20 protein-coding genes and 2 tRNA genes are annotated in these 20465 nt (G+C 44.3%); 5 read left to right on the top strand and 17 right to left on the bottom strand.

Translation table 11 applies throughout. The features are described from left to right. Positions 1-642: 642 nt before the first annotated feature. The 3 genes from ACZ5LF_RS04225 to ACZ5LF_RS04215 form a co-directional block, all read right to left on the bottom strand. Positions 643-731 (bottom strand) — tRNA-Ser (locus ACZ5LF_RS04225). Between the two features lies 1 nt (position 732). Then, a tRNA-Asn gene (locus ACZ5LF_RS04220) sits at positions 733-807 on the bottom strand. An 84-nt stretch (positions 808-891) separates the two neighbouring features. After that, the gene (locus ACZ5LF_RS04215; RefSeq protein WP_380570623.1) at positions 892-1488 is read right to left on the bottom strand and encodes a competence protein ComK; all 597 of its coding nucleotides are present in this window, start codon (positions 1486-1488) and stop codon (positions 892-894) included. A 203-nt stretch (positions 1489-1691) separates the two neighbouring features. On the opposite strand from ACZ5LF_RS04215, the gene ACZ5LF_RS04210 reads away from it, so the two are divergent. Then, positions 1692-1913, top strand: a complete 222-nt coding sequence (locus ACZ5LF_RS04210) for an IDEAL domain-containing protein (RefSeq protein ID WP_380570624.1) — start codon at positions 1692-1694, stop codon at positions 1911-1913. A 64-nt stretch (positions 1914-1977) separates the two neighbouring features. On the opposite strand, the gene ACZ5LF_RS04205 is transcribed toward ACZ5LF_RS04210, so the two are convergent. The 4 genes from ACZ5LF_RS04205 to hemE all read right to left on the bottom strand — a co-directional run bounded on the left by ACZ5LF_RS04205 (position 1978) and on the right by hemE (position 6419). Then, positions 1978-2967 (bottom strand): lipoate--protein ligase, encoded by a 990-nt coding sequence (locus tag ACZ5LF_RS04205; RefSeq protein ID WP_380570625.1) that lies wholly within the window; start codon positions 2965-2967, stop codon positions 1978-1980. A gap of 69 nt (positions 2968-3036) precedes the next feature. Then, on the bottom strand, positions 3037-4416 hold the full coding sequence (hemY, locus tag ACZ5LF_RS04200; RefSeq protein WP_380570626.1) for a protoporphyrinogen oxidase: 1380 nt from the start codon (positions 4414-4416) through the stop codon (positions 3037-3039). Between the two features lie 12 nt (positions 4417-4428). Continuing rightward, on the bottom strand, positions 4429-5349 hold the full coding sequence (gene hemH, locus ACZ5LF_RS04195) for a ferrochelatase (protein WP_380570627.1): 921 nt from the start codon (positions 5347-5349) through the stop codon (positions 4429-4431). A gap of 5 nt (positions 5350-5354) precedes the next feature. Further along, positions 5355-6419, bottom strand: coding sequence for a uroporphyrinogen decarboxylase (gene hemE / locus ACZ5LF_RS04190; RefSeq protein WP_380570659.1), 1065 nt, complete (start codon positions 6417-6419; stop codon positions 5355-5357). A gap of 128 nt (positions 6420-6547) precedes the next feature. On the opposite strand from hemE, the gene ACZ5LF_RS04185 reads away from it, so the two are divergent. Next, positions 6548-7075, top strand: a complete 528-nt coding sequence (locus ACZ5LF_RS04185; protein WP_380570628.1) for a hypothetical protein — start codon at positions 6548-6550, stop codon at positions 7073-7075. Positions 7076-7088: 13 nt separating this feature from the next. Here ACZ5LF_RS04185 and ACZ5LF_RS04180 read toward each other — a convergent pair whose 3' ends face one another. Then, positions 7089-8291, bottom strand: a complete 1203-nt coding sequence (locus ACZ5LF_RS04180; RefSeq protein WP_380570629.1) for an ABC transporter permease — start codon at positions 8289-8291, stop codon at positions 7089-7091. Further along, positions 8284-9024 carry an ABC transporter ATP-binding protein gene (locus ACZ5LF_RS04175; RefSeq protein WP_380570630.1) on the bottom strand — a complete coding sequence of 247 codons (741 nt, stop codon included), beginning with the start codon at positions 9022-9024 and terminating at the stop codon, positions 8284-8286. The genes ACZ5LF_RS04180 and ACZ5LF_RS04175 overlap by 8 nt, the downstream gene beginning before the upstream one ends. An 85-nt stretch (positions 9025-9109) precedes the next feature. Here ACZ5LF_RS04175 and ACZ5LF_RS04170 point away from each other — a divergent pair, with 85 nt between their 5' ends. The 3 genes from ACZ5LF_RS04170 to ACZ5LF_RS04160 all read left to right on the top strand — a co-directional run bounded on the left by ACZ5LF_RS04170 (position 9110) and on the right by ACZ5LF_RS04160 (position 11042). Further along, on the top strand, positions 9110-9538 hold the full coding sequence (locus ACZ5LF_RS04170; protein WP_380570631.1) for an HIT family protein: 429 nt from the start codon (positions 9110-9112) through the stop codon (positions 9536-9538). A gap of 52 nt (positions 9539-9590) precedes the next feature. Continuing rightward, a complete protein-coding gene (locus ACZ5LF_RS04165) occupies positions 9591-9950 on the top strand; it encodes a YtxH domain-containing protein (RefSeq protein WP_380570632.1) in 360 nt (119 codons plus the stop codon). Positions 9951-10046: 96 nt separating this feature from the next. Continuing rightward, positions 10047-11042 carry a peptidylprolyl isomerase gene (locus ACZ5LF_RS04160; RefSeq protein WP_380570633.1) on the top strand — a complete coding sequence of 332 codons (996 nt, stop codon included), beginning with the start codon at positions 10047-10049 and terminating at the stop codon, positions 11040-11042. A 34-nt stretch (positions 11043-11076) separates the two neighbouring features. Here ACZ5LF_RS04160 and yhaM read toward each other — a convergent pair whose 3' ends face one another. The 8 genes from yhaM to ACZ5LF_RS04120 form a co-directional block, all read right to left on the bottom strand. Further along, entirely contained in the window at positions 11077-12018 is a 942-nt protein-coding gene (gene yhaM / locus ACZ5LF_RS04155; protein ID WP_380570634.1) for a 3'-5' exoribonuclease YhaM, read from the bottom strand. A gap of 11 nt (positions 12019-12029) precedes the next feature. After that, positions 12030-14957: an ATP-binding protein gene (locus ACZ5LF_RS04150; protein WP_380570635.1), complete on the bottom strand. Its 2928-nt coding sequence runs from the start codon at positions 14955-14957 to the stop codon at positions 12030-12032. A 7-nt stretch (positions 14958-14964) separates the two neighbouring features. Next, positions 14965-16149, bottom strand: coding sequence for a metallophosphoesterase family protein (locus ACZ5LF_RS04145; protein WP_380570636.1), 1185 nt, complete (start codon positions 16147-16149; stop codon positions 14965-14967). An 86-nt stretch (positions 16150-16235) separates the two neighbouring features. Then, positions 16236-16592, bottom strand: coding sequence for a YlbF/YmcA family competence regulator (locus ACZ5LF_RS04140; protein ID WP_380570637.1), 357 nt, complete (start codon positions 16590-16592; stop codon positions 16236-16238). Between the two features lie 54 nt (positions 16593-16646). After that, complete coding sequence (locus ACZ5LF_RS04135) at positions 16647-17777, bottom strand: DUF445 domain-containing protein (protein ID WP_380570639.1); 1131 nt, start codon at positions 17775-17777, stop codon at positions 16647-16649. Between the two features lie 59 nt (positions 17778-17836). Continuing rightward, complete coding sequence (gene xdrA, locus ACZ5LF_RS04130) at positions 17837-18292, bottom strand: XRE family transcriptional regulator XdrA (protein WP_344702208.1); 456 nt, start codon at positions 18290-18292, stop codon at positions 17837-17839. 157 nt (positions 18293-18449) lie between these two features. After that, positions 18450-19742 carry a dicarboxylate/amino acid:cation symporter gene (locus tag ACZ5LF_RS04125; RefSeq protein WP_380570640.1) on the bottom strand — a complete coding sequence of 431 codons (1293 nt, stop codon included), beginning with the start codon at positions 19740-19742 and terminating at the stop codon, positions 18450-18452. A 92-nt stretch (positions 19743-19834) separates the two neighbouring features. Continuing rightward, a complete protein-coding gene (locus ACZ5LF_RS04120; protein WP_380570641.1) occupies positions 19835-20464 on the bottom strand; it encodes a response regulator in 630 nt (209 codons plus the stop codon). Position 20465: the final 1 nt, after the last annotated feature.

Raw genomic sequence — 20465 nt, 5'->3', positions numbered from 1 at the left:
TAATAACCAGCTGACCACTGGACTCATGAGTGGTCAGTCATTTTTTATTATTTTAAACGAACTTATGTTCTAAAAATAAGGGGTATAAAACAGGGAAAAACAACGGGCTTTGACCTGGATGAGTATAAAATTTCACAAAGAGTCTGTCAATATAGACAGGACAAACTACAATGGCCAAGTGCACAAGCTGAAGACTAAAACCTCCAAGTGGGAAATGTACATTTCAGGATATATGATTGAAGTGTTGCAGGAGGATAAAAGGTGATATCAGAGAAACTAACCATATAAAGATGATTATGTCATCTTCAGCGCCTTATACCAATTCGTTGGCGAAACGATAGTGGAGGAAAAGTATAATGTACTGGTGGAGAAGAAGATTCTTAAAAAATTAAAATACATGAATTCATACATTTATATATTTCAGATTGCATCAACAGACTAAGATTGGATAGAGAAACTTTGGCCAAACGGCTGGGACACTCTTCATCAATAACGATAGAAAAAGTATATGGACACCTCTATCCAAGCACTGAAAAAGATGCTATTTCAGGTCTATAAAGGAACATCCGTGGTCATTAAGGGGTCAAAGAGGGGTCACGACAAAAAGAAATCCCATAACCACGGGGGTTATGGGATAAATAACGGAGATGGAGGGATTTGAACCCTCGCGCCGGGAATACCGACCTACACCCTTAGCAGGGGCGCCTCTTCAGCCACTTGAGTACATCTCCATGGCTCCACAGGTAGGATTCGAACCTACGACCGATCGGTTAACAGCCGATAGCTCTACCACTGAGCTACTGTGGAATGCTGTCATTTCAATCGAACATTTACAATTATAACAACTTCACACAGTATTTCAACCGTTTGAGCACATGTTTTATATTCTTATTACACTTCCCGCTTAACTTCCAACCCATTTATGTAACTTATATAGGAATGATAGATTGTCTCATTCACCCGTGCCGCTTCCCCCCGTCCCATCGTAGGATATTGGAACTGCATACTCATTTCTTTCTTCTGATACTTCTCTTTCTGCTGATTGAATTTATAATGCAGCTTCAAGGCGTTCAAGTATTGGTTGTTGAAGGATGTATATGAGATGTCTATTATCCGCTCTTCATTATTTGAGAATAGTACCCGTGTCATGCCCTCATCATTCATATAGGATTGGATATGGTTGATGTTGAACCAGTTATTTTCACTGATCCGGTCGGAATGTGTGCAGAAATATATGTAGGATCCGAACAGGTCGATGATGACCGGTACTTTGCTGGAAATGCCGGTCAATGTCTTGCTTAAATCTTTTCTCGCATGGTAGTTCTGCGAATGGCTTCGGCAATTTCTCTCTATCACTTTATTTGGATTGAGTCTGCATTCGATCCCTTCTCCGTAGGCTTCCCCAATCCGACTTTCAATCATACCGTCATTGTCGACCGGAACGATATACATCGTTTCCTCGTGTATCTGGTAATGAAGTCTCTTCATCGCATGCTCCCCTTTATTTTATGTTAATTAGATGATAGCATACACGTTTATATTTGTTAACTATAATATAACATAATGTTAAATATATTGCTTTAATGTAATTTTACATCATTAAATTAACGGAATATTCGAAATGTTGTTTGACCTATGGCATTTCGTGTTATATAATTTGTAACAACCAAATGATGAAGGGGGATGTAGAGATGAACAAGCAAGTATATCCGGCAAACCAGTTGAGAGTCTTCATCAACACCATAAACGACCTTTCTGCCGAACTTCTTCTCCAAGAAGCGATTGACGACTACAATCGCAAGCTATACCTTGAAAAGATTGAAGCATCGCTTATAGAAAAGGACGAAGAGAAGTTTATGACATACACATCAAAGTTAAAGGAAATGGATAATGAAGATGCTGCTAAAGAGTAAACAATATAAAAAAAGCTGACTGCTAACCAATAGAGTATACATATGGTTAACAGTCAGCTTATTTTTATGCAATCAGGTCGAGAAATTCTTCTCTGGTGATTCTGCCGAGGTAAAAACTAATATCGACATCTGCCAGTGCTTTGTCGATGGCTTCACGGTTATGCTCGGTACCGACGAGTCGCTCTTCAATGACACTCACTTCTCCTACGCCGAAAAAGTCACCGAATATTTTTGCGTGCTCTATCCTACCCTTTTTGACATTAAGCCTAACGTCCAACAGGCCTGCATCAAACTTATGGGACACATCAAAGTTATATTTGGGGTTTTTACCAAAATTCCAATCCCAAGTCTGATACTTTTCTTCAGATAATTTGTAGATTTTGTCCCAATCCTCTTCAGTCAGCACATATTCCTCGATTTTTTCTCTGCCACCGAATATGGATTCCAGTATTTTCTGTTTAAATGTTTCTATATCGAGATTCTCTTCCATAAAATCGTTGATGTTGCCAACACGTCCTTTTACCGATTTGACCCCTTTGGATTCAATCTTCTTCTTATTCACCCGGAGCGCATTCTGAACTTCTGAGATATCACTGTCCAGCATCAGTGTGCCATGCGAGAACATCCGGCCTTTTTGCGTAAACATTGCATTTCCGGATACTTTTTTACCGTCGATTTCAAGATCATTGCGTCCAGACAACTTTGCATTGACGCCCATATCCTGCAATACATCAACAATCGGCTGGGTAAACTTTCTGAAATTGTGGAAACTCTCACCATCGTCTTCTGTTATGAAGCTGAAGTTCAAGTTGCCCTCATCATGATAGACGGCCCCCCCACCTGAAACACGCCGTACAACCTTTATATCATTTTCACGTATATAGGGTTCGTTTATCTCCTCGATTGTGTTCTGGTTTTTGCCGATGATGATGGAAGGCTGGTTTACATAGAATAGGAAGTAGGAATCATCTGTAGGGATTTCACGCAATACGTATTCTTCCATAGCAAGATTGATCATTGGATCTTTGATGTCATTATTCGAAATGAATTTCATTAAGCTGTTGCCTCCTTATTAAAAATGCCCTGATATTATCATAATAACATCCAGGGCATTTTTTTACATTTATTCTGTAATTGATTCTACTGCTTCTATGGCCTGATCCACACAATCCGGCAGGCCCACTCCATTATGCGAAGCGCCTGTCAGAATGATGCCCGGGTATTGTTGCGCCATATAATCCTTGATTCCGGCAATCATCTCCTTATGGCCGACTTTATACTGCGGCATGGAGTTTTTCAGACGGGTTACGATGGATAGTTCAGGCTCACCGTTGATCGTCATGATGTCGTCAAGGTCCTTCCTTGCCAGGCGGATGATTTCATCATCATCCTTCTCTTTTGCGATCGGGTCGCCTGGACGGCCGACATAAGCGCGTAGAAGTGCTTTCCCTTCCGGTGCAGAATGTGTCCACTTCTTGCTGGTCCATGTACATGCTGTAATGGTCGTATCCATCTTGCGGCTGACGACGAAACCTGTACCATCTATATCGTTCTTGACCTGATCTTCATCAAAGGCCATGACCACTGTGGCAACGCTTGTAGCTTCCATATGCTTGAAATATTCAAGCGGGAGGTCGTTGAACCATCTCTTGTATTGGAAGTGTGGCGTCGTCACGATGATGTTGTCATACTCTTTTGTACGTTCGTTTGCGGTCAGGCGGTAGCGTTTGCCATGTTTTTTGATGGCACTGACATCGTACCCGAAATGCATCGAGGCACCTTGTTGCTCAGTGGTCTCTTTCAGTCGATCTATGAAGGACTGGAGACCATGCTTGAACTGTAGGAACTGCCCCTGTTTTTTACCGGTAGGGGTTTTGGCATCTCTGGATTTTTGATTCTTTTGATGATAGACCCCTTTGATTAGGCTACCGTGCTGTTCTTCGAGTTCCTTGAAATGCGGGAAGGTCGACAGTAGGCTGAGTTCATCTATTTTTGTACTGTAGATGCCAGACAACAGCGGTTCAATGATGTTTTCCAGAACCTCATCACCCAGCCGTCCCCTGAAGAAGCGGCCGACAGAGATGTCTGTATATACGGGGGTTGGCTTCTTAAGGAAATCAACACCGGCACGCAACTTAGCGCCTGTTGATAAAAGATCGGTAGTCATAAATGGCACAAACTCCGTCGGCATCCCGAGGACTGAACCCTTTGGAAGGGACGACAGCTTGTTGTTCACGTAAATATAGGATATTCCTGTCGCATTTCGCACCAAATCGTCGCCGAGACCGATTTCCTTGGCCAAATCCGTCATGCTCTCCTTTCTGGCTAGGTAGGATTCGGGACCAAGTTCAATTGCGTATCCATCTTTTCGGTATGTGTTGATCTTACCGCCTGCGCGGTCGCTCTTTTCGTACACGTCCACTTCGACATCTCCCAGCTTCGAGAGATAGTACGCTGCTGATAAACCTGTTATCCCAGCGCCGATAACTGCAATTTTCTTCAAGTTAATCCGCCTTTACTGCAATCTGTTTATTTCGTTGATCATCGCCTGGATATAGCGCTCGTCAGTGTTCGGCATCGTTGGCCTATGATAGCCCGCGCCGACTTCATCACATACCACTTTGCACTCGACGTCATTGTCAAACAGCACTTCAAGGTGCTCGCAGACGAAGCCGACCGGCAGATAGACAAAATGCTTGTAGCCGTATTCCCCATGCAAGTCACGCGTCAAATCCTGGACGTCTGGTCCAAGCCATGGCTCCGGAGTATTTCCTTCTGACTGCCAACCTATATGCACATTCTTCAGATTCGCACTATCCTGGATCAATTTTGCCGTTTCAGCAAGCTGATCCGGGTACGGATCGTTATGCTCTTTAATCTTCTCAGGCAGACTATGTGCGCTGACGATGACTGCTGTATCGTCGAGTTCAGATTCAGGAATTTCGGCAAGTGATGACTTCACTGCTGCTGTCCAAAAATCAATGAACGGTTCCTGTTCATAATAGGATTCCACCGATTTGATCGAAATGCCATACTTCTCTGCCTCTTCATGTGCACGCTTATTGTAGGAGCCCACTGAAAAGTTCGAGTAATGAGGGGCTAGTACGACTGAAACAGCTTCTTTGATGCCATGGTCATGCATCGCTTCAACCGCATCCTCGATGAATGGGTCGATGTGTTTGAGTCCAATGAACAATTCATATTCCACTGCATCTTGCGAAGCGTTGAGTTTCTTTGCCAACGCTTCTGCCTGCCTTCTTGTCGTATCAGCGAGCGGTGAAATGCCACCGATCGCTTCGTAGCGGTCCTTCAAATCTTGGAGCGCTTCTTCAGAAGGTTTTCTGCCACGCCTTATATGCGTGTAATAGGGTTCAATATCTTCTTCTTTATAAGGCGTACCATACGCCATGACAAGCAATCCTTTTTTCTCTTTCATCACTATCACTTTCCTTTACTGTATTCATGTACGAAAGCCGTAAGGCGTTTCAATGTGTCAGGCTCAACTTCTGGGAACACCCCGTGTCCTAAGTTGAATATATGCCCTTCATTATTACCTTGGTCCAGGATGTCTTTCGCCCGCGCTTCGATGACGCTCCAATCTGCAAGCAACAACGCTGGGTCTAGGTTGCCTTGCAGAGCTTTCTTGACTCCCATTTCTCTTGCTTCGTTGATTGATGTCCTCCAGTCGAGACCCATCACATCCATGCTGAGTTTATTCCATTCAGGAATAAGATGGGAGGCCCCGATTCCAAAGACGATTATAGGTACACCCTTTTCCTGGACGGCTCTGATGATCTTGTCCATCGAAGGGGATAGGTAGTAGGCGTAGTCTTCTTTGCTTAACGCCCCGCCCCATGAGTCGAAGATCTGTATAAGTTTCGCTCCGGAATCCACTTGGGCACCAAGATAGCGGATGCTCATTTCAGTCAACTTGTCCATCAGCTTAAACCACGTTTCTGGTTGATTATACATCATTGTCTTCGTCTTATGGTAATTTTTGGTCGGTCCCCCTTCAATCATATAGCTTGCTACAGTAAACGGTGCGCCACAGAAGCCGATAAGCGGTACTTGGAGTTTTTCTTCAGTCAATATTTTAATTGTCTTGTAGATGTAGTCAAGGTCTTTATAAGGATCCAGCTCTCCAAGTTTTTCTACATCTTTTATATCTCTGATTGGATTCGAAATGACTGGGCCGACACCAGGTTTGATGTCGACATCGATGCCCATCGGGGCCAGCGGTGATACGATGTCCTTATACAGTACTGCCGCATCGACATTATAGTTTTCTACTGGTGTGCCTGTCAGATAAGCTGTCAGCTCAGGTTGTCTTGTGATTTCAAGCAATGAGTACTTTTCTTTCACCTTGTTGTACTCAGGCTGACTCCTCCCCACCTGACGCATAAACCATACAGGGGTATGATTTGTCTTCTCTCCCCTTGCTGCTTTCAATATTGTATCGTTGAACACATCATTTTCCTCCAATTTATATATATATCCACCCAACATTTTAACATATTGGAGCAGGCTAATTGAAATAAGTGGCATAATGTCAAAAATTCGATTCATTTGAACTAGGTTTAAGGCGTTGGTGTTTAAGGTATAACTGTAGTAAGACTAACAACGAGGTGAAATAGATGAACTTACATCTGACGACAGGAACAATATCCTATATGAACGATCTGAAAAAAAATAATGAAGGGCTCCATATTGCAGCAATCGGCAAAGACGCCCTCCTATATTATGAATCCGAAGAGAAGGAAAGCATGTTCAGTTCAAGACATTCATATAATTTGAGCCATTCGACCAACGACCTTGATGAATATTCTCCGGTTTCAATCCATTTCATTCCTGTGCCCGGAGACAGCAAAGGGCCAGTATACGGCCACTTGTCAAGGCTTTCGGAAGTGCTTGACGGTACACGTGGCGTACAGTTCTATCGCATCGGGGAAGCACTTGGCGAGGATGAATTCATAGTGATGGTCGGCTGGGCCCAGTCATCAACCTATTATGACTTCAAGGACACAGAGGGTTACTCAGAATACTTGAGCACCGATGCCCTGGCAAAATTCAGAACGGAGGAATCCCTTTTCCATAAGTCGATTTCCTCCAAATTCTATCTCCCACTGAAAGACAACGAAGAAAATGAAGAGGACGACTTCTAAGCGACTGAGTCACTCAGTCGCTTAGTTCTTTTTCTTTTCTGTAGACCGCCCGGCTCAGGCTGCGGTTAATGATGAACCCCCACAGCGGGAGCAGTATTCCCAAATAGAAATATCCCGGGTGGATCGATATGAAAAGGACGCTGAAGACGAGCGCTATCATAAACACCAGTTTATGCGAATAGGCTACATAACTCTTTTGAATATAAGACCGGTCTACCGGCCATACTTTCGGCCAAAGCAGGTAGGCCTGCGCCGTATAGATTTGAGACATCTGCAGAACAATAATGTATATACCGAAAAGTGCGATGACTACAGATAGATACAAGTTGGCGATCCAAACCATGACGACACCAAACAGAACCATTAATCTCAAGACGATCATAGGCAAGTCGTGGTCTCGGGCAAACGTCCGGTAGAAAAGGTATTCATACATCTTTTCTTTGTTGAAGGAAGCTTCTTTTGGTTTCCAGAGCAGTGGGTCCAAGTATCTTCTACGCTTGAACTGCTTATCTATATGACTGACATTCGTAAACAATGAGACCGTCTGGTAATACCTATTCAACTGTTCCTCCTCGTAACCGATCAGTTTTCGCCAATCCATACTTGTATGGCTGTGCCTTTTGGCAAAAAGTAGGAGAGACGCGTAGACGATGAGCGGCAACACGATCAGGATGGGCTCTGTAAGAATCAGGATAAGCGAGAGGATGGTCAAGACGATCAACCCGACTGATGCGGGGAGCATCGGCCATTCTGAATTGATGATTTCCTTTCTGATCATGAAATTCATCACGTAGAAGAAAACTGAGGCGAGCAGTGCAATGATCATTTCAATGGCCGGGTGTCCTACCGTCATCAGAATCAGCGCAACAACACCCCCTGCAACCGGCTTCCAAAGCCCGAGCGTCAAGGAGTAGCGATCCACCGCTCTGAGGTAGTCTTTTAGCCGCGCTTCGTATGCCAACAGGAATATGCCATCCGCCTGCTTGAATAAAGTGCGGTAGGACGGCAGCAATGTGATGCCAAGTACAAGGGAGATGATGACATCCAGCCAGAAGGATGGGGTTAATGTCTGGACGAGCGATAATAAGGAATACAGGAAGAATCCGATTGATATCGACAGGAATATGAGGAAATGACTGTTGAATATGAACTTACCGTAATGGCTGCGCCTTGCAACATCCTCATTCATCCGCGTTCTGAACAGTTGATCAGGCATCGTAGACTTCTCCCCCTGTTATTCTGAGGTAGACCTCATCAAGGGTTGCCCCTGGCATACGCCATTCCTCCCGCAGCTCCGGCAGTGTACCGATTGCAGTCAAACGTCCCTCGTCGATGATAGCAAATCGATCGCAGTAACGTTCTGCAGTGGCAAGGATATGGGTGCTCATCAGTATCGACCGCCCCTGCTCCTTTTCCTCCACCATCAATTGTATAAGTGATTCTATGCCAAGTGGATCGAGTCCAAGGAACGGTTCGTCAATGATGAACAGTTCAGGATGGGATAAGAAGGCACAAATCAGCATGACTTTTTGCTTCATTCCTTTGGAGAAATGGGTCGGGAACATATCTATTTTTGTTTCCAGCCTGAAGATCTTAAGCAGCTTATCTGCACGCTGCATCGCAGTTGTTTCATCTATCCCGTAAGCCATGGCCGTCATATTGATGTGTTCTTTCAAGGTGAGCTCTTCGTAGAGGACCGGTGACTCCGGAATGTAGGCCAGTTGTCTGCGGTACGCCTCGATATCTTCATCAGCAGTCACACCCCCTACCCTGATCTCTCCGGAGTGTGGTCTTAACAGACCCAATATATGCTTGATAGTCGTACTTTTCCCTGCACCGTTCAATCCGATCAGACCTATTATTTCACCTTTATCGATATTAAACGAAATATCATGTATAACCGGGACTTTGGAGTAGCCGCCGGTCAAGCGATCTATTTGAAGTACCATATTCAACTTCCTTTTAAATGTAGGTTATTATTTGTATACTGATACTAAGTAAATATATCACAAGAGAACAATGGAGGTACAATGAATGAGTAAAACCATTTTTGAACAGATTGCAGACGGTGAAATTCCAGCAAACATCCTATATGAAGATGAAACATGCATCGCCTTCATGGACGCCTTCCCCCTATCCAAGGGGCACACGCTGGTCATACCCCGCAAACCGATTGAAAACATTTATGATCTCGATGAAGAAACCGGCGCGCACATCATGAAGGTCGTCACGAAGATGGCGAATGCGTTGAAGAGTACTTTCAATCCCGATGGCCTGAATGTCATCCAGAATAACGGCTCCTACGCTTCCCAATCCGTCTTCCATCTACACTTCCACCTCATCCCACGCTACAAGGCAGAATATGATGGGTTCGGATATGAATGGCAGTCTGATGAGAACTTGCACTCTGATGAAGAGAAAAAAGAAATCGCCCGCTCAATCCGTGAACAATTGAATGCATGAACCCGAGAACATGAGGGTAATGTTTTATAAACAAAAAAGGACGTGACACTGTATGAAATTCAGAAATCTAGCGGCAGGCTTCGCTGTCGGCGTAGCGGGCGGTACACTCATTGCTGTTTTGAATGCCCCGAAGTCGGGAGCTGAACTGCAATCTTCCCTTAAATCCGGATCTGGAAATATGAAGACGCAGATGAATCAGCTTAAAATGGAAGCGAATGAAGTGAAATCCTCTTTCCTCCAGACTAAACGCGAATCACAGGAAGTGTTTGAAACGCTTGGAGACGAAGTCAAAACAATGATCAGCAACTTCCAGGCGGATATCAATCCAAATATTGAACATATCAAAAAAGATGTGGGTAATATACAAAATCGTGTCGAAGAAATCCAGGACACCTTTAACAGCGACAAATAAAATCAATCTGGTGAAGCGGCGGGGACTACAATTGTGCCCCGTCGCTTTATTATGATATATTAGCACCTGTATCCACTATCAAAGGAGATTTGTGCAATGAAGAAGATAATAGCGCCCATGGTGCTCGGACTTGGTCTCATCGGCCTGGCCGGATGCTCAGACGACAGCAGTGAAAACAGCTCATCCAGTGAAACAGAATATGGTGACGTCCTTGCCACAAGTGATGCAGGTGACGTAACTACAGACGACATACTTAACCAGTTGGGAACAGACAGTATAGCCAACCAGACATTCCAACTGACGTTGGATACAATACTTAAAGAGAAATATGCTGATGAGATCGACACAGAGGAAATTGAATCACAGATCAATGAAGAGATAGAAGGCATGGGCGGGGAAGACCAATTTGCCATGCTGCTTCAGCAGCAGCAACCGGGCATGACCGTCGAGAAATACAAAAAACAACGGATCAATAATGCCTTCCACGATAAGTTCTTCAGTGAAAAATTCGATATCACTGATGAAGAAGCAAAAAAATCCGTCCGCAAAGCCTCTCATATATTGATAGAGACTGGAGATGGAGAGGACGCCCTAAGTGATGAAGAAGGTAAAAAGAAGGCTGAGAAACTGCTTAAAGAGATAAAAGATGGCAAAGACTTTGGAGAAGTGGCCAAAGAAGAATCTTCTGATACCGGCAGTGCCCAAAACAGCGGCGAACTCGGCTACGTCCAACGGGGACAGATGGTTGAAGGTTTTGAAGATGCCCTGTTCGAACTCGACAAAGGTGAGATTTCGGATGTTGTCGAATCTGAATACGGGTACCACATCATCAAACGTCATGAAGAAAAAGATATAGATGAAGAACTCGATTCCATAAAAGGTCAGCTGATCAACGAGAAGATTCAAGAAAACCCGGATAAAGTCCTTGAGTATTACAAAGAACTGCTCAAAGAATATAATGTAGAGTTCAAAAATGAAGAGATCAAAACATATATCGAGGATACTTACCTGAACCCAGAATCAGAAGAACCAGTTGAAAAACCAGGTGATGACACTTCTGTAGAAGAACCGACTGAGGAATCCGAAGAATAAAAAACTACCTGGACGCTTGGCGTCCAGGTAGTTTTTATTCCAGATGTTCCGGGCGGTAGAAGAAGCGGCTTTCAAGGGGGAAGATCCGATCTGTGAACTGGCCTTTCTCCGCCTTGCCTATATGCTTATCCATCATCATCATACGCGCATCTATGTTGTCGATGAAATGGAGGATTTCCGCTTCTTTCAACATTGGCTGTTTAGGCGAACCATATTCAAGTTTACCGTGATGACTCAAAATCATATGTTTAAGCAGCAGGACTTCCTCTCCCTCTATATTGAGTTCAGCTGCCACTTTGGAGATTTCTTCACTTGCTATCACGATATGCCCTATCAGATTTCCTTCTGTCGTATAGGTTGTCCCGACAGGACCTGACAGCTCCTTGACCTTTCCTATATCATGAAGGATGATGCTGCTGTAAAGCAGACTTCTATTCAGTGACGGATAGATGTCACACAATGCTTCCGCTGTCCTCAGCATATAGTGGACATGGTAGGCAAGCCCCGAGACGAAATCATGGTGGTTGCTCATTGCAGCCGGATAACTCAAAAATTTCTTGCCGTATTTCTTCAGCATCTGTCTGACAATCCTTTGCAGACTGCCATTTTCAATCTTGATGACATAATCCATGATGCTTTCGTACAAGGTGTTTTCATCGATCGGCGCTTTCTCGACGAAGTCTTTAGGATTCAACCCATCTTCTTCTGTAGCTAATCGGAAGGCAGCGATCTTCATCTGCTTCTTGTTGCGGTAATCAATGACATCCCCTTTCACCTTGATCAGTGTCTCCGGCTTCAGGACTTCCATATCTTCTTTTGAAACGGTCCATAGCTTGGCTTCAATATCTCCCGTACGATCCTGCAGGAACAGGGTCATATAAGGTTTACCTTGTGATGTGACGCCTTGCTGGCTCCTTTTTATAAGATAAAAAGTGTCGACCGAATCTCCAGCCTTCAGTTTCGATATATTATTCATGTGCACTCACCTCATTTGACTTTCTCTTTAAGTTTAATGGTTTGGGACGCAGGAATTGAGTTATCGAGGTTACATGTAAAGTACAGCACCTGATCTTGCACTTCATTCCTCAAATAATCCATGATGATCTTTTTCCTCTCCTTGTCAAAATGCACAAAGGCATCATCGATGATGAGAGGCAACCTATAATACCCTTTCAACGCCTTGATCAGACTCAACCTCAAACTGATATAGAGCATTTCTTTTGTAGACTGTGACAGTTCAAGTGGATGGAAGAGCTGACCGTTATCATGCTTGACCTTCACTCCGTCATCATCATAGATGATGTTGATATAACGTCCATTTGTTATCTTCTGGAAAATAGTCCGTGCCTCTTCGATGACGACAGGCAGACGTTCATCTTTAATCTTTCGGATGTGCGCTTCAATCAGAATGCGGATGTAGTTCAATGACATGTAGTCTCTCGATATATTCTGGATATATGATTTTTTCATCTCATATAGGTGATGAAGTTCACTTAACTTGCCGTCGCTCTCCATCATCGCGATTTCCGAGTTCAGTTCAGCTAGTGTCTTTTGTTCCACATGAACCTTATCATTGAGTGCTTCGATCTGTTCGGCGATGTCTTCTTCTTCCTCACGCAGCTCAGACATCAGGATATCGGCCAGGGCATTCCGTGCATCATAATCGAAATGCTCTTCACCCAACTTCTCATCCAATTCATTATAACGGCGGACATTCCGTCTATGTTCGTCGTCTTTTCTCGCATAGTAATAATAAGTCTCTTCATCTTCTGCCAAAACCTGGTCAAGTAAAGAGTTGATCTCATGCTGTGCTTCTTTTACGCTATCCTGAAGTACCTTATTCTCATTCTGCAAAAGGGTGATCTGCTCATTCAATCGAGTATAGTCAGCTTCATCCTTATACATACCGGATACCGCATTCTTTACATCATGGAATACACTCGCGTCGTCATAGTGGATTCCGTAATGCATCAGATCCTCCTTGACGCTGCTTTTGAATTCCTGAAGTTCTCGCGTGAGATTATCCATCTCGACTTGATACCTGTTGATCTGGTTCCTCTTTTGTTTTATCCCCCTGATCGTGTGGATGGCATCAGGCATTGATTTATTTTCCATGTCCATATCTATCTTCAGATCTGCTTTCATCTTCGACAAATCAGTGTTCAATGAATCATGCAGTGCTTCTTTGTTCGATAAAGTTTCTTTCAGTTCTTCAAGACGGACATGGGTCGAGATGCGCTTCGCCTTAAGCTCTTTAAGATCCATTTTGAGTTCTCTTGCCGTACTGAGCTCAAATTCCATATCGTGGTTCCTGTTGATGGTTTCAATCGCTTCCTGAAGTTCCGCGACTTCTTTTTGATAATCTTCCTTCAGCGATTCATCCGGTTTTTCCCTATTCAAGGTAAGGAGCAGCAATATCAGTGCGCCGGCCACGGCCGATGCACTCCCTATCACCCATTCTGAGCCGGCAAGATAAAAGATGCCAACCAACAAGGCAATGATACCGACCCCAATGATGAGCATCTGCTGCATCCTGCTCGATCTATTGCGTTTACGTTTTTCCCGTTCATAGTCTTTTTCGATCAGACTGAACATCTTTTCTTTTTCCTTCAGTTCAAATTCCTTATCCACCAGTTCCTGCTTTTTTCTGATGCGCGTTTCACTGATCTGTTCCGCTTCCAACTGTGCCAATTCCTTATCGTAGTGGCTGACGTCGGACTTTACCTGATCGAATTCACGCACCAGAAACTGTTCCTCCAGAGCCACTTCATCCAATTTTGAAAGGAGCGACTGGACAGAGTCCTTCACGATGTTGGAATCATCCACCTCATGATGTTCCTCACTCCAGCCTATATCCCTCATAAGCAGGCCGATGGCTTCCTCGTTGCTTGCTATTTCTGAAGCGAGGCGCTTGTGCTCCATTCGCTTCTGTTTGATTTCAGGCTCTTTCTTCAATATGCCTTCCAGATGGGTGATTGTTTCACCTTCAGGCTTATTGATCGCTGCCAACTCTGCTTCCAACGCTTTTAGTTTTTCTGTACGCAAGGCAATGTCCTGCTCAGCCTGTTGGAGTTGATGCTTCATCTTCTCGTATCGCTCGATCCCCTTCTCTGGGAAATTGATCGGTTCAATGTTCACTTGACTCTCGAGATTTTTCCATTCCTTGATGTCTTTATGGTAGACGACTTCTTTCATTTTCTGCTTTCTTATCGACTCTAGCTGATTCAGACCATCTTTGGTGAAGTTCAATGCCTCTTCACTCTTCACTCTTTCTTTGGTTAGGGTATCGTACCGCTCCTCCACCTGCTCAAGTGCCCGGATTTTATCATTGAGTTCGGACATCTCAGCAATTTCCTTATTCAATTCCGGCTTTGAACCATTTTTCTTATAGATTGTGCCAAGTTCGGCATCGATTGCACTAAGCATCTCATCATATTCATGGGAGCCGAGTGCGCCTGCACGAAGCAGGTATTCCTGTAGCTTGTCTTCAGTCATATTCTTGTGGATGTCCTGCAGTCCGAGCACATCGAAGGAAAAGATTGAACGGTATGTCCTTTTATCGATGAAATTCAATTTTTTGATGAGCCATTCCTCACCGCGCACAGTCCCGTCTTCAAAATAAACTTTCACGTCACCCTGGACCTTTCCTTTTATGCGTTCAATCTCTACAGCACCCGGCTCATCAGGAAATTCGACTGTGATCTTTCCGCCATAGAGATTGTGCATGCGCGGTTCTCTTCTCGGCTCCTGTTCCTTACGGGTCGGGAAGCCGAATAGGATGGAATGGATGAACGACTGCATCGTTGACTTGCCGGCTTCGTTCTCGCCAAAGAGTTGAACAAAGTGCTTATTGGTATCAAATTTTGTTTCTGTTATTTTTCCATAGCCATATATATCGAGTCCAATAATTTTCATATATTCACTACTTCCTCATCAGCATTCTAAGCCGTTCTTCGCCCTCTTCAAGCAGCGCTTCCGGATCGATATCCTGGACAGGATCCAGATACCTGTTCACCCTCGGATCCATGTAGAGCGCGTTGACCGCTTCTTTGAACAGTTCTTCATCGGAAGAATGACTTGCTTTAATGTCGTTGATCAATGCGATGTTGTCTTGGTGCAGATACCTCACCTTAAGGTCATCAATCCAGACGAATTCCTTTAGATCCCTCTCGTCTTCCTTCAGCAATTCGATTACTTCGGTCAGATCGGCGCCCGTCAATTCCTCATCTCCGTCATAGGTGATGGTCAGCTGGATGATATGTTTTCCCTTATCCCTTAAGCGATTTTTGAACTCTGCAATTGCCTGGTACAGGGACTGTTTGCTGAGTTTTGCCACTTCGAGTTCATACTCGGCAAAAATGATTTCCTGTACAGGAATGAAGCGTGTCGAAAGATATACATCATCCCCCTCCACCACAAGGAAGCCTTTTTCGCCATACTCGTTCTTATGGCGGCCTTGTATGTTGCCCGAGTAATGCACAGGTGGCAGATCACTCAATTCTTCACGCTGATGGATATGGCCAAGCGCCCAATAATGATACAGCTTTTCATTCAACATCTGTAGATTGAATTCCGTGTATCGTTTTTGGCTGGATTGGCTGTGGGAATAGGTGCCATGCAGCAAACCGATATGTATGCCTTCGTTCATTGTATTGACTGGGTATTCCTCCAGCCTGTTTTCATATGTATCATCCAGGAAATAACTGAAACCGTGGAGGAAGATACGGTCTCCGTGTGAGCTCACCATCTCATATGTTTCTACATTTTCACCGAATACCGTAACATTGTCTGGCCATTCCGTTTTGAAGCCATCTGTCAAAGGGTCATGGTTGCCGTGGATGATATAGACGAATATTCCGGATTCTTTCAAACGTTCAAATTGGCGTCTCATGAATACCTCGGATTTCAGTGTACGGTTCGCTGCATCGAACATGTCGCCTGCGATGACAAGGAAGTCGACTTTCTCCTGAATCGCGTAGTCGATCATCCTTTTGACACTGATATAAGTACTCTCTGTAAGCACGTCAAAGATTCCTGGAATCATTTTCGATCGGGACTTGAATGGACTGTCCAGATGCAGGTCTGCACAATGTATAAATTTAACCAATATTCCTCACCTGACTTTTCTGCTCATTATATCTACAGTATACCAAAAACCAAAAGAAAAGAGGCCCTCAACAGACCTCTTAGTAATTAGTTTTCGTTATTTACACCGTATAGTTCTTCAATCGGCTTCATGATGACACGGTTCAGATCTTGGATGAGTTCACTCATCTTCTGTTCTGCTTCCATAAGGGCTTTGATGTTTTCGTCCTTCTCGATATCTTCAGCGGATTTCTGTGCTTTTTGGACATCTTCTTCCTGGATTTCCTCACCTTGCATCTGTTTTTGCTGCAGGTTCATCTGTACTTCCCTGAACTCATCGAAGAGTGTCTTCGACTCTGGATTAGCATTTACCTTTTCATAGTACTCTTTCATAGTCTTGAATTCATCTGATTTGCGCAATGCACCTTCCAATGCATTTGCCTGATCGTATACGTTGACTGCCATTGATAAAAAACTCCCTTTAATAAAGATAACTATACTGTAACATAAAATCGGCACTTATAAAAATACAACAATCAGCCCTTGTATGATTCCGATCATGCCACCGAGGAAAAAGCCAAGCAATGTTATCATACGGAACTCTTTATCAGATATTTCCATGACAAGCTTTTCGATATGACTCAATTCAAAGCTATCAATCTGATTTTTTATGACGTGGGCCAAATGGAGCTTCTCGACAATCCTTCCGGTATTCGCTTTCAGATATTCAATGATGTTGCTACCCAATTTGTATTTGCCGGTTTCCTTGAAGGTGTTGAACATCTCGGGATTGAAGTCCTTAATCGGATAATCCAGTATGCCGTCTATATCAATCCGTCTTTTCAAGGTCTCCCCAATACTGTCAATCAGAGCATCCCGATCACCTTCTGTGACGATTTCATCCAATCGGGTCTTTTTAAGGCGTTCATATTCTTCATTGATGATCCTCAGCTCTATATCGGTCAATTTGGGGTCATGTATCAGCTTGTTCAATTCCTTTTGGATATTGCGCACGATGGAGTCCGTCGTCATTATATATTTCAGGGAGCGTGCGAGCCTCCCTCTGTTCTGGACGAACTCGTCAGCCATCGTATACAGATCGTCATACCCTTTCTGTGAATTGATGTAGGCTGAAATTTTGCTTGTCAATTGGGGTTGGAGCCCATCCACCTTTAAATCGAGTGTGGCGAGCGCATCTTTAGGAATCAACGACTCGATGCTCCGGCCATATAACTTACTGCCTTCTTCAGCCACTTTTTCATCAAGGGCATCGTTGAAGCTCCTCATCACTTTCTCTGACAAGCCTTCATGGATCCGTTCCATGAAATAGCGAAGGCTTAAATTCTCCGATTCCATCGTTTCTATCTGCCGATCTATGAACAGCATGATGAAGCGTCTCGTCTCATCGCTGTCGATTTTGCTGATGAAAGCATCCGGCGTCAGCAGATGTTGGGTAATGATCTCACCCATCTTGAGTGATGCTTCTTCCCTGCGGCGCGGGATTACCCCTGGTGTGAATGGCAGCTGCCTACCGAAGATGTATTTAGGTTCATAGGGCCTGAACAGCATCCTTATCGCAAGCATATTGGTCAATCCGCCTATCAGAGCCCCGATGACCATCATCAGGATGATCTGGATCCCATCATTCATGAAAAACACCCCTTCCTGTTACCGTCATGTATAAATGAGAAAAGGCACCCTGAGGTGCCTTAGACAGGTTGCAGATCAGATTGTCTGTTGAAGTACGTTCTGATCTCCCTTTCGATATATGATGCATGGAGCGGGCGGTTCATCGGGCTCAGTACCCGATAGATTTTATTACTTTTATTATATTGCAGGCGATAGCCGTTCTTTCTTTCCAGGTCATCCCAATAGACCGCTTCCCCTTCATAGTTCGGGTAGACACAATGGCCTCTTGAGATCAGCTGTGCCAACTCCAGAGGGTCACCGCCGAAACTGTTGGTTAGGACATCACTGTCCCTAAACAGGGCACAAAGCGAAATGCATGTCGTCCAGTTAGGAAGGATTCGTTCTTTTTCTATCTGTACAAGCGTCTTTTTGGATAGGCCGATCGTCTGACTCATGGAGTCCTGAGTATAGCCCGCTTCGGTCCTTACCATTTTGAACTTGGACTGGAGTAACTCCGTAAAAGTCTGTTTATCCATTCTTTTCTTCCTTTCACTCATTTCGGTTATTATAAAAACCACTTACTATAATAATACACTTTTAATATAATAGTATATTTTGATGTAAATTAAAAGGGCATATATTGAATTTCACCAAAAGTTCAATATATGCCCGTCATTTAATTGTCACTAACCATCATGTTTCCTGTCGAGCTGCCCCTTCTTTACGGTTTTCCTGTTCGTTGATGATGAGGGATATGGCAGCGTCACCTGTAACATTGACCATTGTCCGCGTCATATCAAGCAACCGGTCTATACCGATGATGATGCCAATCGCTGCAGGATCGAGTCCGATTGCAGTCAGCACCATTGCCAACATGACGAGTCCGACGCCCGGCACCCCTGCTGTACCAATGCTCGCCACCGTCGCAATCAAGACGACTGTAACCATCTGCATGATTGTCAGGTCGATCCCTGAAAGCTGGGCGATGAATACCGTTGCGACACCTTGCATGATCGCCGTCCCGTCCATATTGATCGTGGCCCCGAGCGGCTGTACGAAGCTGGATATGCTCTTACGCACACCAAGGTTCTCCTGGGCGGACTTCAGTGAAATCGGCAGCACTGCGCTGGACGAAGATGTACTGAACGCCACACCCATTGCGGGAGCAAACCCTTTAATGAACCAGATGAAACTTTTCTTCGCCAAAAATTTCACTGCAGCACCGTAAACCAGGATCATATGGATGAAGAGAGCCAAAAGCACACAGACGAAATACATGCCGAGTTGCTGTATCGCTCCGAATCCTGCCTGGACAAAAGCCGTTGCAACCAGCCCGAACGCACCAATGGCTGCAAAATATTTCATGATAGCGAGTACAATCCACATCACTACTTCATTTGCTTCTTCAAACAACCTGATGAGTCCCGCCGCCTTATCCTTTTTCGCAATCATCGCAATTCCAATGAAAATCGCAAATGCGATGATCTGGAGCATGTTTTGTGTTCCCATCGCCTCCACGACGTTTGTTGGAATCAGATTGATGACAGTCTGGTCAAATCCTTGCTGCAGTGCTTCCCCCGTGCTTCCCCCTTCGAGCTCAGTCTCGCGATACTCAGCGACTTCGTCAGAACCCAGTAGCGCTGACTGTCCTTCGCCCGGGTCCAGTATGTTCGCAACGACCATTGCGATGGTGATTGCAATGGCAGTTGTCGCCAGATAGAACAGCAGTGTCTTAAGACCATAACCTCCGAGTAGTTTAGGGTCGCCTACACTTACGACGCCAAGCACGATGGAAATGAAGACTATCGGCACGACCATCATGAAGATCATATTAAGGAAAAGCTGACCGAGGATATTGAATATGTACTGGTCGATCCATTGCACCCATTGTTGGCTGTCATACATCGGGCTCAGTATCGAGCCGATGATGATGCCAAGTATCAATGCAACTACAATCTGTATAGTAAGTTTATTTCCTACTTTCATATTATGCCCCCCAAATTTGAAATCTCTTTATCAATTATACTGTCCGGTGTAAACATTTGTAAACAATAATTGAAAACGATTTCCAAAATACCCTACAGTTTGATTATATTGTACTTGATGGCATATATTACAGCCTGTGTACGATCTGAGACTTCAAGCTTGTTAAGGATATGGCTGACATGCGTCTTGACCGTCTTTTCGCTGACGTACAACGCTTCGCCAATCTCGCGATTTGATTTGCCCCTGACAATCTCTTTCAACACTTCAATTTCACGTGCAGACAACGCATTTTTTTCATGGGGCATATGCCCTTCCCTATCTATTACTTTAAGTATATCCGGATGGATGACCTTCTCCCCTTGGATTACACTTTTGATCGAGGCAATGAGTTCCTCTGCTTCCATTTCCTTTATGATATATCCATCAGCATGTGCTGAAAAGACAGGCCTCACATACTCTTCGGTAGTATAGCTGGAGAGCACCAGCACTTTAATTTCAGGATGATATGCCTTGATTGCACGTGTGACTTCTATACCATCCATCTCGGGCATGACAAGATCCAAAAGGATCAAATCTATATCTTTGGCGCTTTTCAGATATTCAAGCAGTTCCCTGCCTGTACCAAAATCTTCGACCACCCGAATATCTTCTGTAGTCGACAGCAGGAACTTCATGCCTTCCCTTACTATATGATGGTCATCGACCAATATGATATTGTACATA

It is taken from the genome of Salinicoccus siamensis, assembly GCF_055391965.1.
Note: the sequence above shows the minus strand (reverse complement) of the source record. Positions and strands in the feature narration are given on the sequence as shown.

Coding starts and splice junctions, on each gene's coding strand:
- ACZ5LF_RS04215 (WP_380570623.1), bottom strand. CDS start 1,488: ATGAAGAGACTTCATTACCAGATACACGAGGAAACGATGTATATCGTT.
- ACZ5LF_RS04210 (WP_380570624.1), top strand. CDS start 1,692: ATGAACAAGCAAGTATATCCGGCAAACCAGTTGAGAGTCTTCATCAAC.
- ACZ5LF_RS04205 (WP_380570625.1), bottom strand. CDS start 2,967: ATGAAATTCATTTCGAATAATGACATCAAAGATCCAATGATCAATCTT.
- hemH (WP_380570627.1), bottom strand. CDS start 5,349: ATGAAAGAGAAAAAAGGATTGCTTGTCATGGCGTATGGTACGCCTTAT.
- hemE (WP_380570659.1), bottom strand. CDS start 6,419: ATGTTGGGTGGATATATATATAAATTGGAGGAAAATGATGTGTTCAAC.
- ACZ5LF_RS04185 (WP_380570628.1), top strand. CDS start 6,548: ATGAACTTACATCTGACGACAGGAACAATATCCTATATGAACGATCTG.
- ACZ5LF_RS04180 (WP_380570629.1), bottom strand. CDS start 8,291: ATGCCTGATCAACTGTTCAGAACGCGGATGAATGAGGATGTTGCAAGG.
- ACZ5LF_RS04175 (WP_380570630.1), bottom strand. CDS start 9,024: ATGGTACTTCAAATAGATCGCTTGACCGGCGGCTACTCCAAAGTCCCG.
- ACZ5LF_RS04170 (WP_380570631.1), top strand. CDS start 9,110: ATGAGTAAAACCATTTTTGAACAGATTGCAGACGGTGAAATTCCAGCA.
- ACZ5LF_RS04165 (WP_380570632.1), top strand. CDS start 9,591: ATGAAATTCAGAAATCTAGCGGCAGGCTTCGCTGTCGGCGTAGCGGGC.
- ACZ5LF_RS04160 (WP_380570633.1), top strand. CDS start 10,047: ATGAAGAAGATAATAGCGCCCATGGTGCTCGGACTTGGTCTCATCGGC.
- yhaM (WP_380570634.1), bottom strand. CDS start 12,018: ATGAATAATATATCGAAACTGAAGGCTGGAGATTCGGTCGACACTTTT.
- ACZ5LF_RS04150 (WP_380570635.1), bottom strand. CDS start 14,957: ATGAAAATTATTGGACTCGATATATATGGCTATGGAAAAATAACAGAA.
- ACZ5LF_RS04140 (WP_380570637.1), bottom strand. CDS start 16,592: ATGGCAGTCAACGTATACGATCAGGCAAATGCATTGGAAGGTGCATTG.
- ACZ5LF_RS04135 (WP_380570639.1), bottom strand. CDS start 17,777: ATGAATGATGGGATCCAGATCATCCTGATGATGGTCATCGGGGCTCTG.
- xdrA (WP_344702208.1), bottom strand. CDS start 18,292: ATGGATAAACAGACTTTTACGGAGTTACTCCAGTCCAAGTTCAAAATG.
- ACZ5LF_RS04125 (WP_380570640.1), bottom strand. CDS start 19,742: ATGAAAGTAGGAAATAAACTTACTATACAGATTGTAGTTGCATTGATA.
- ACZ5LF_RS04120 (WP_380570641.1), bottom strand. CDS start 20,464: ATGTACAATATCATATTGGTCGATGACCATCATATAGTAAGGGAAGGC.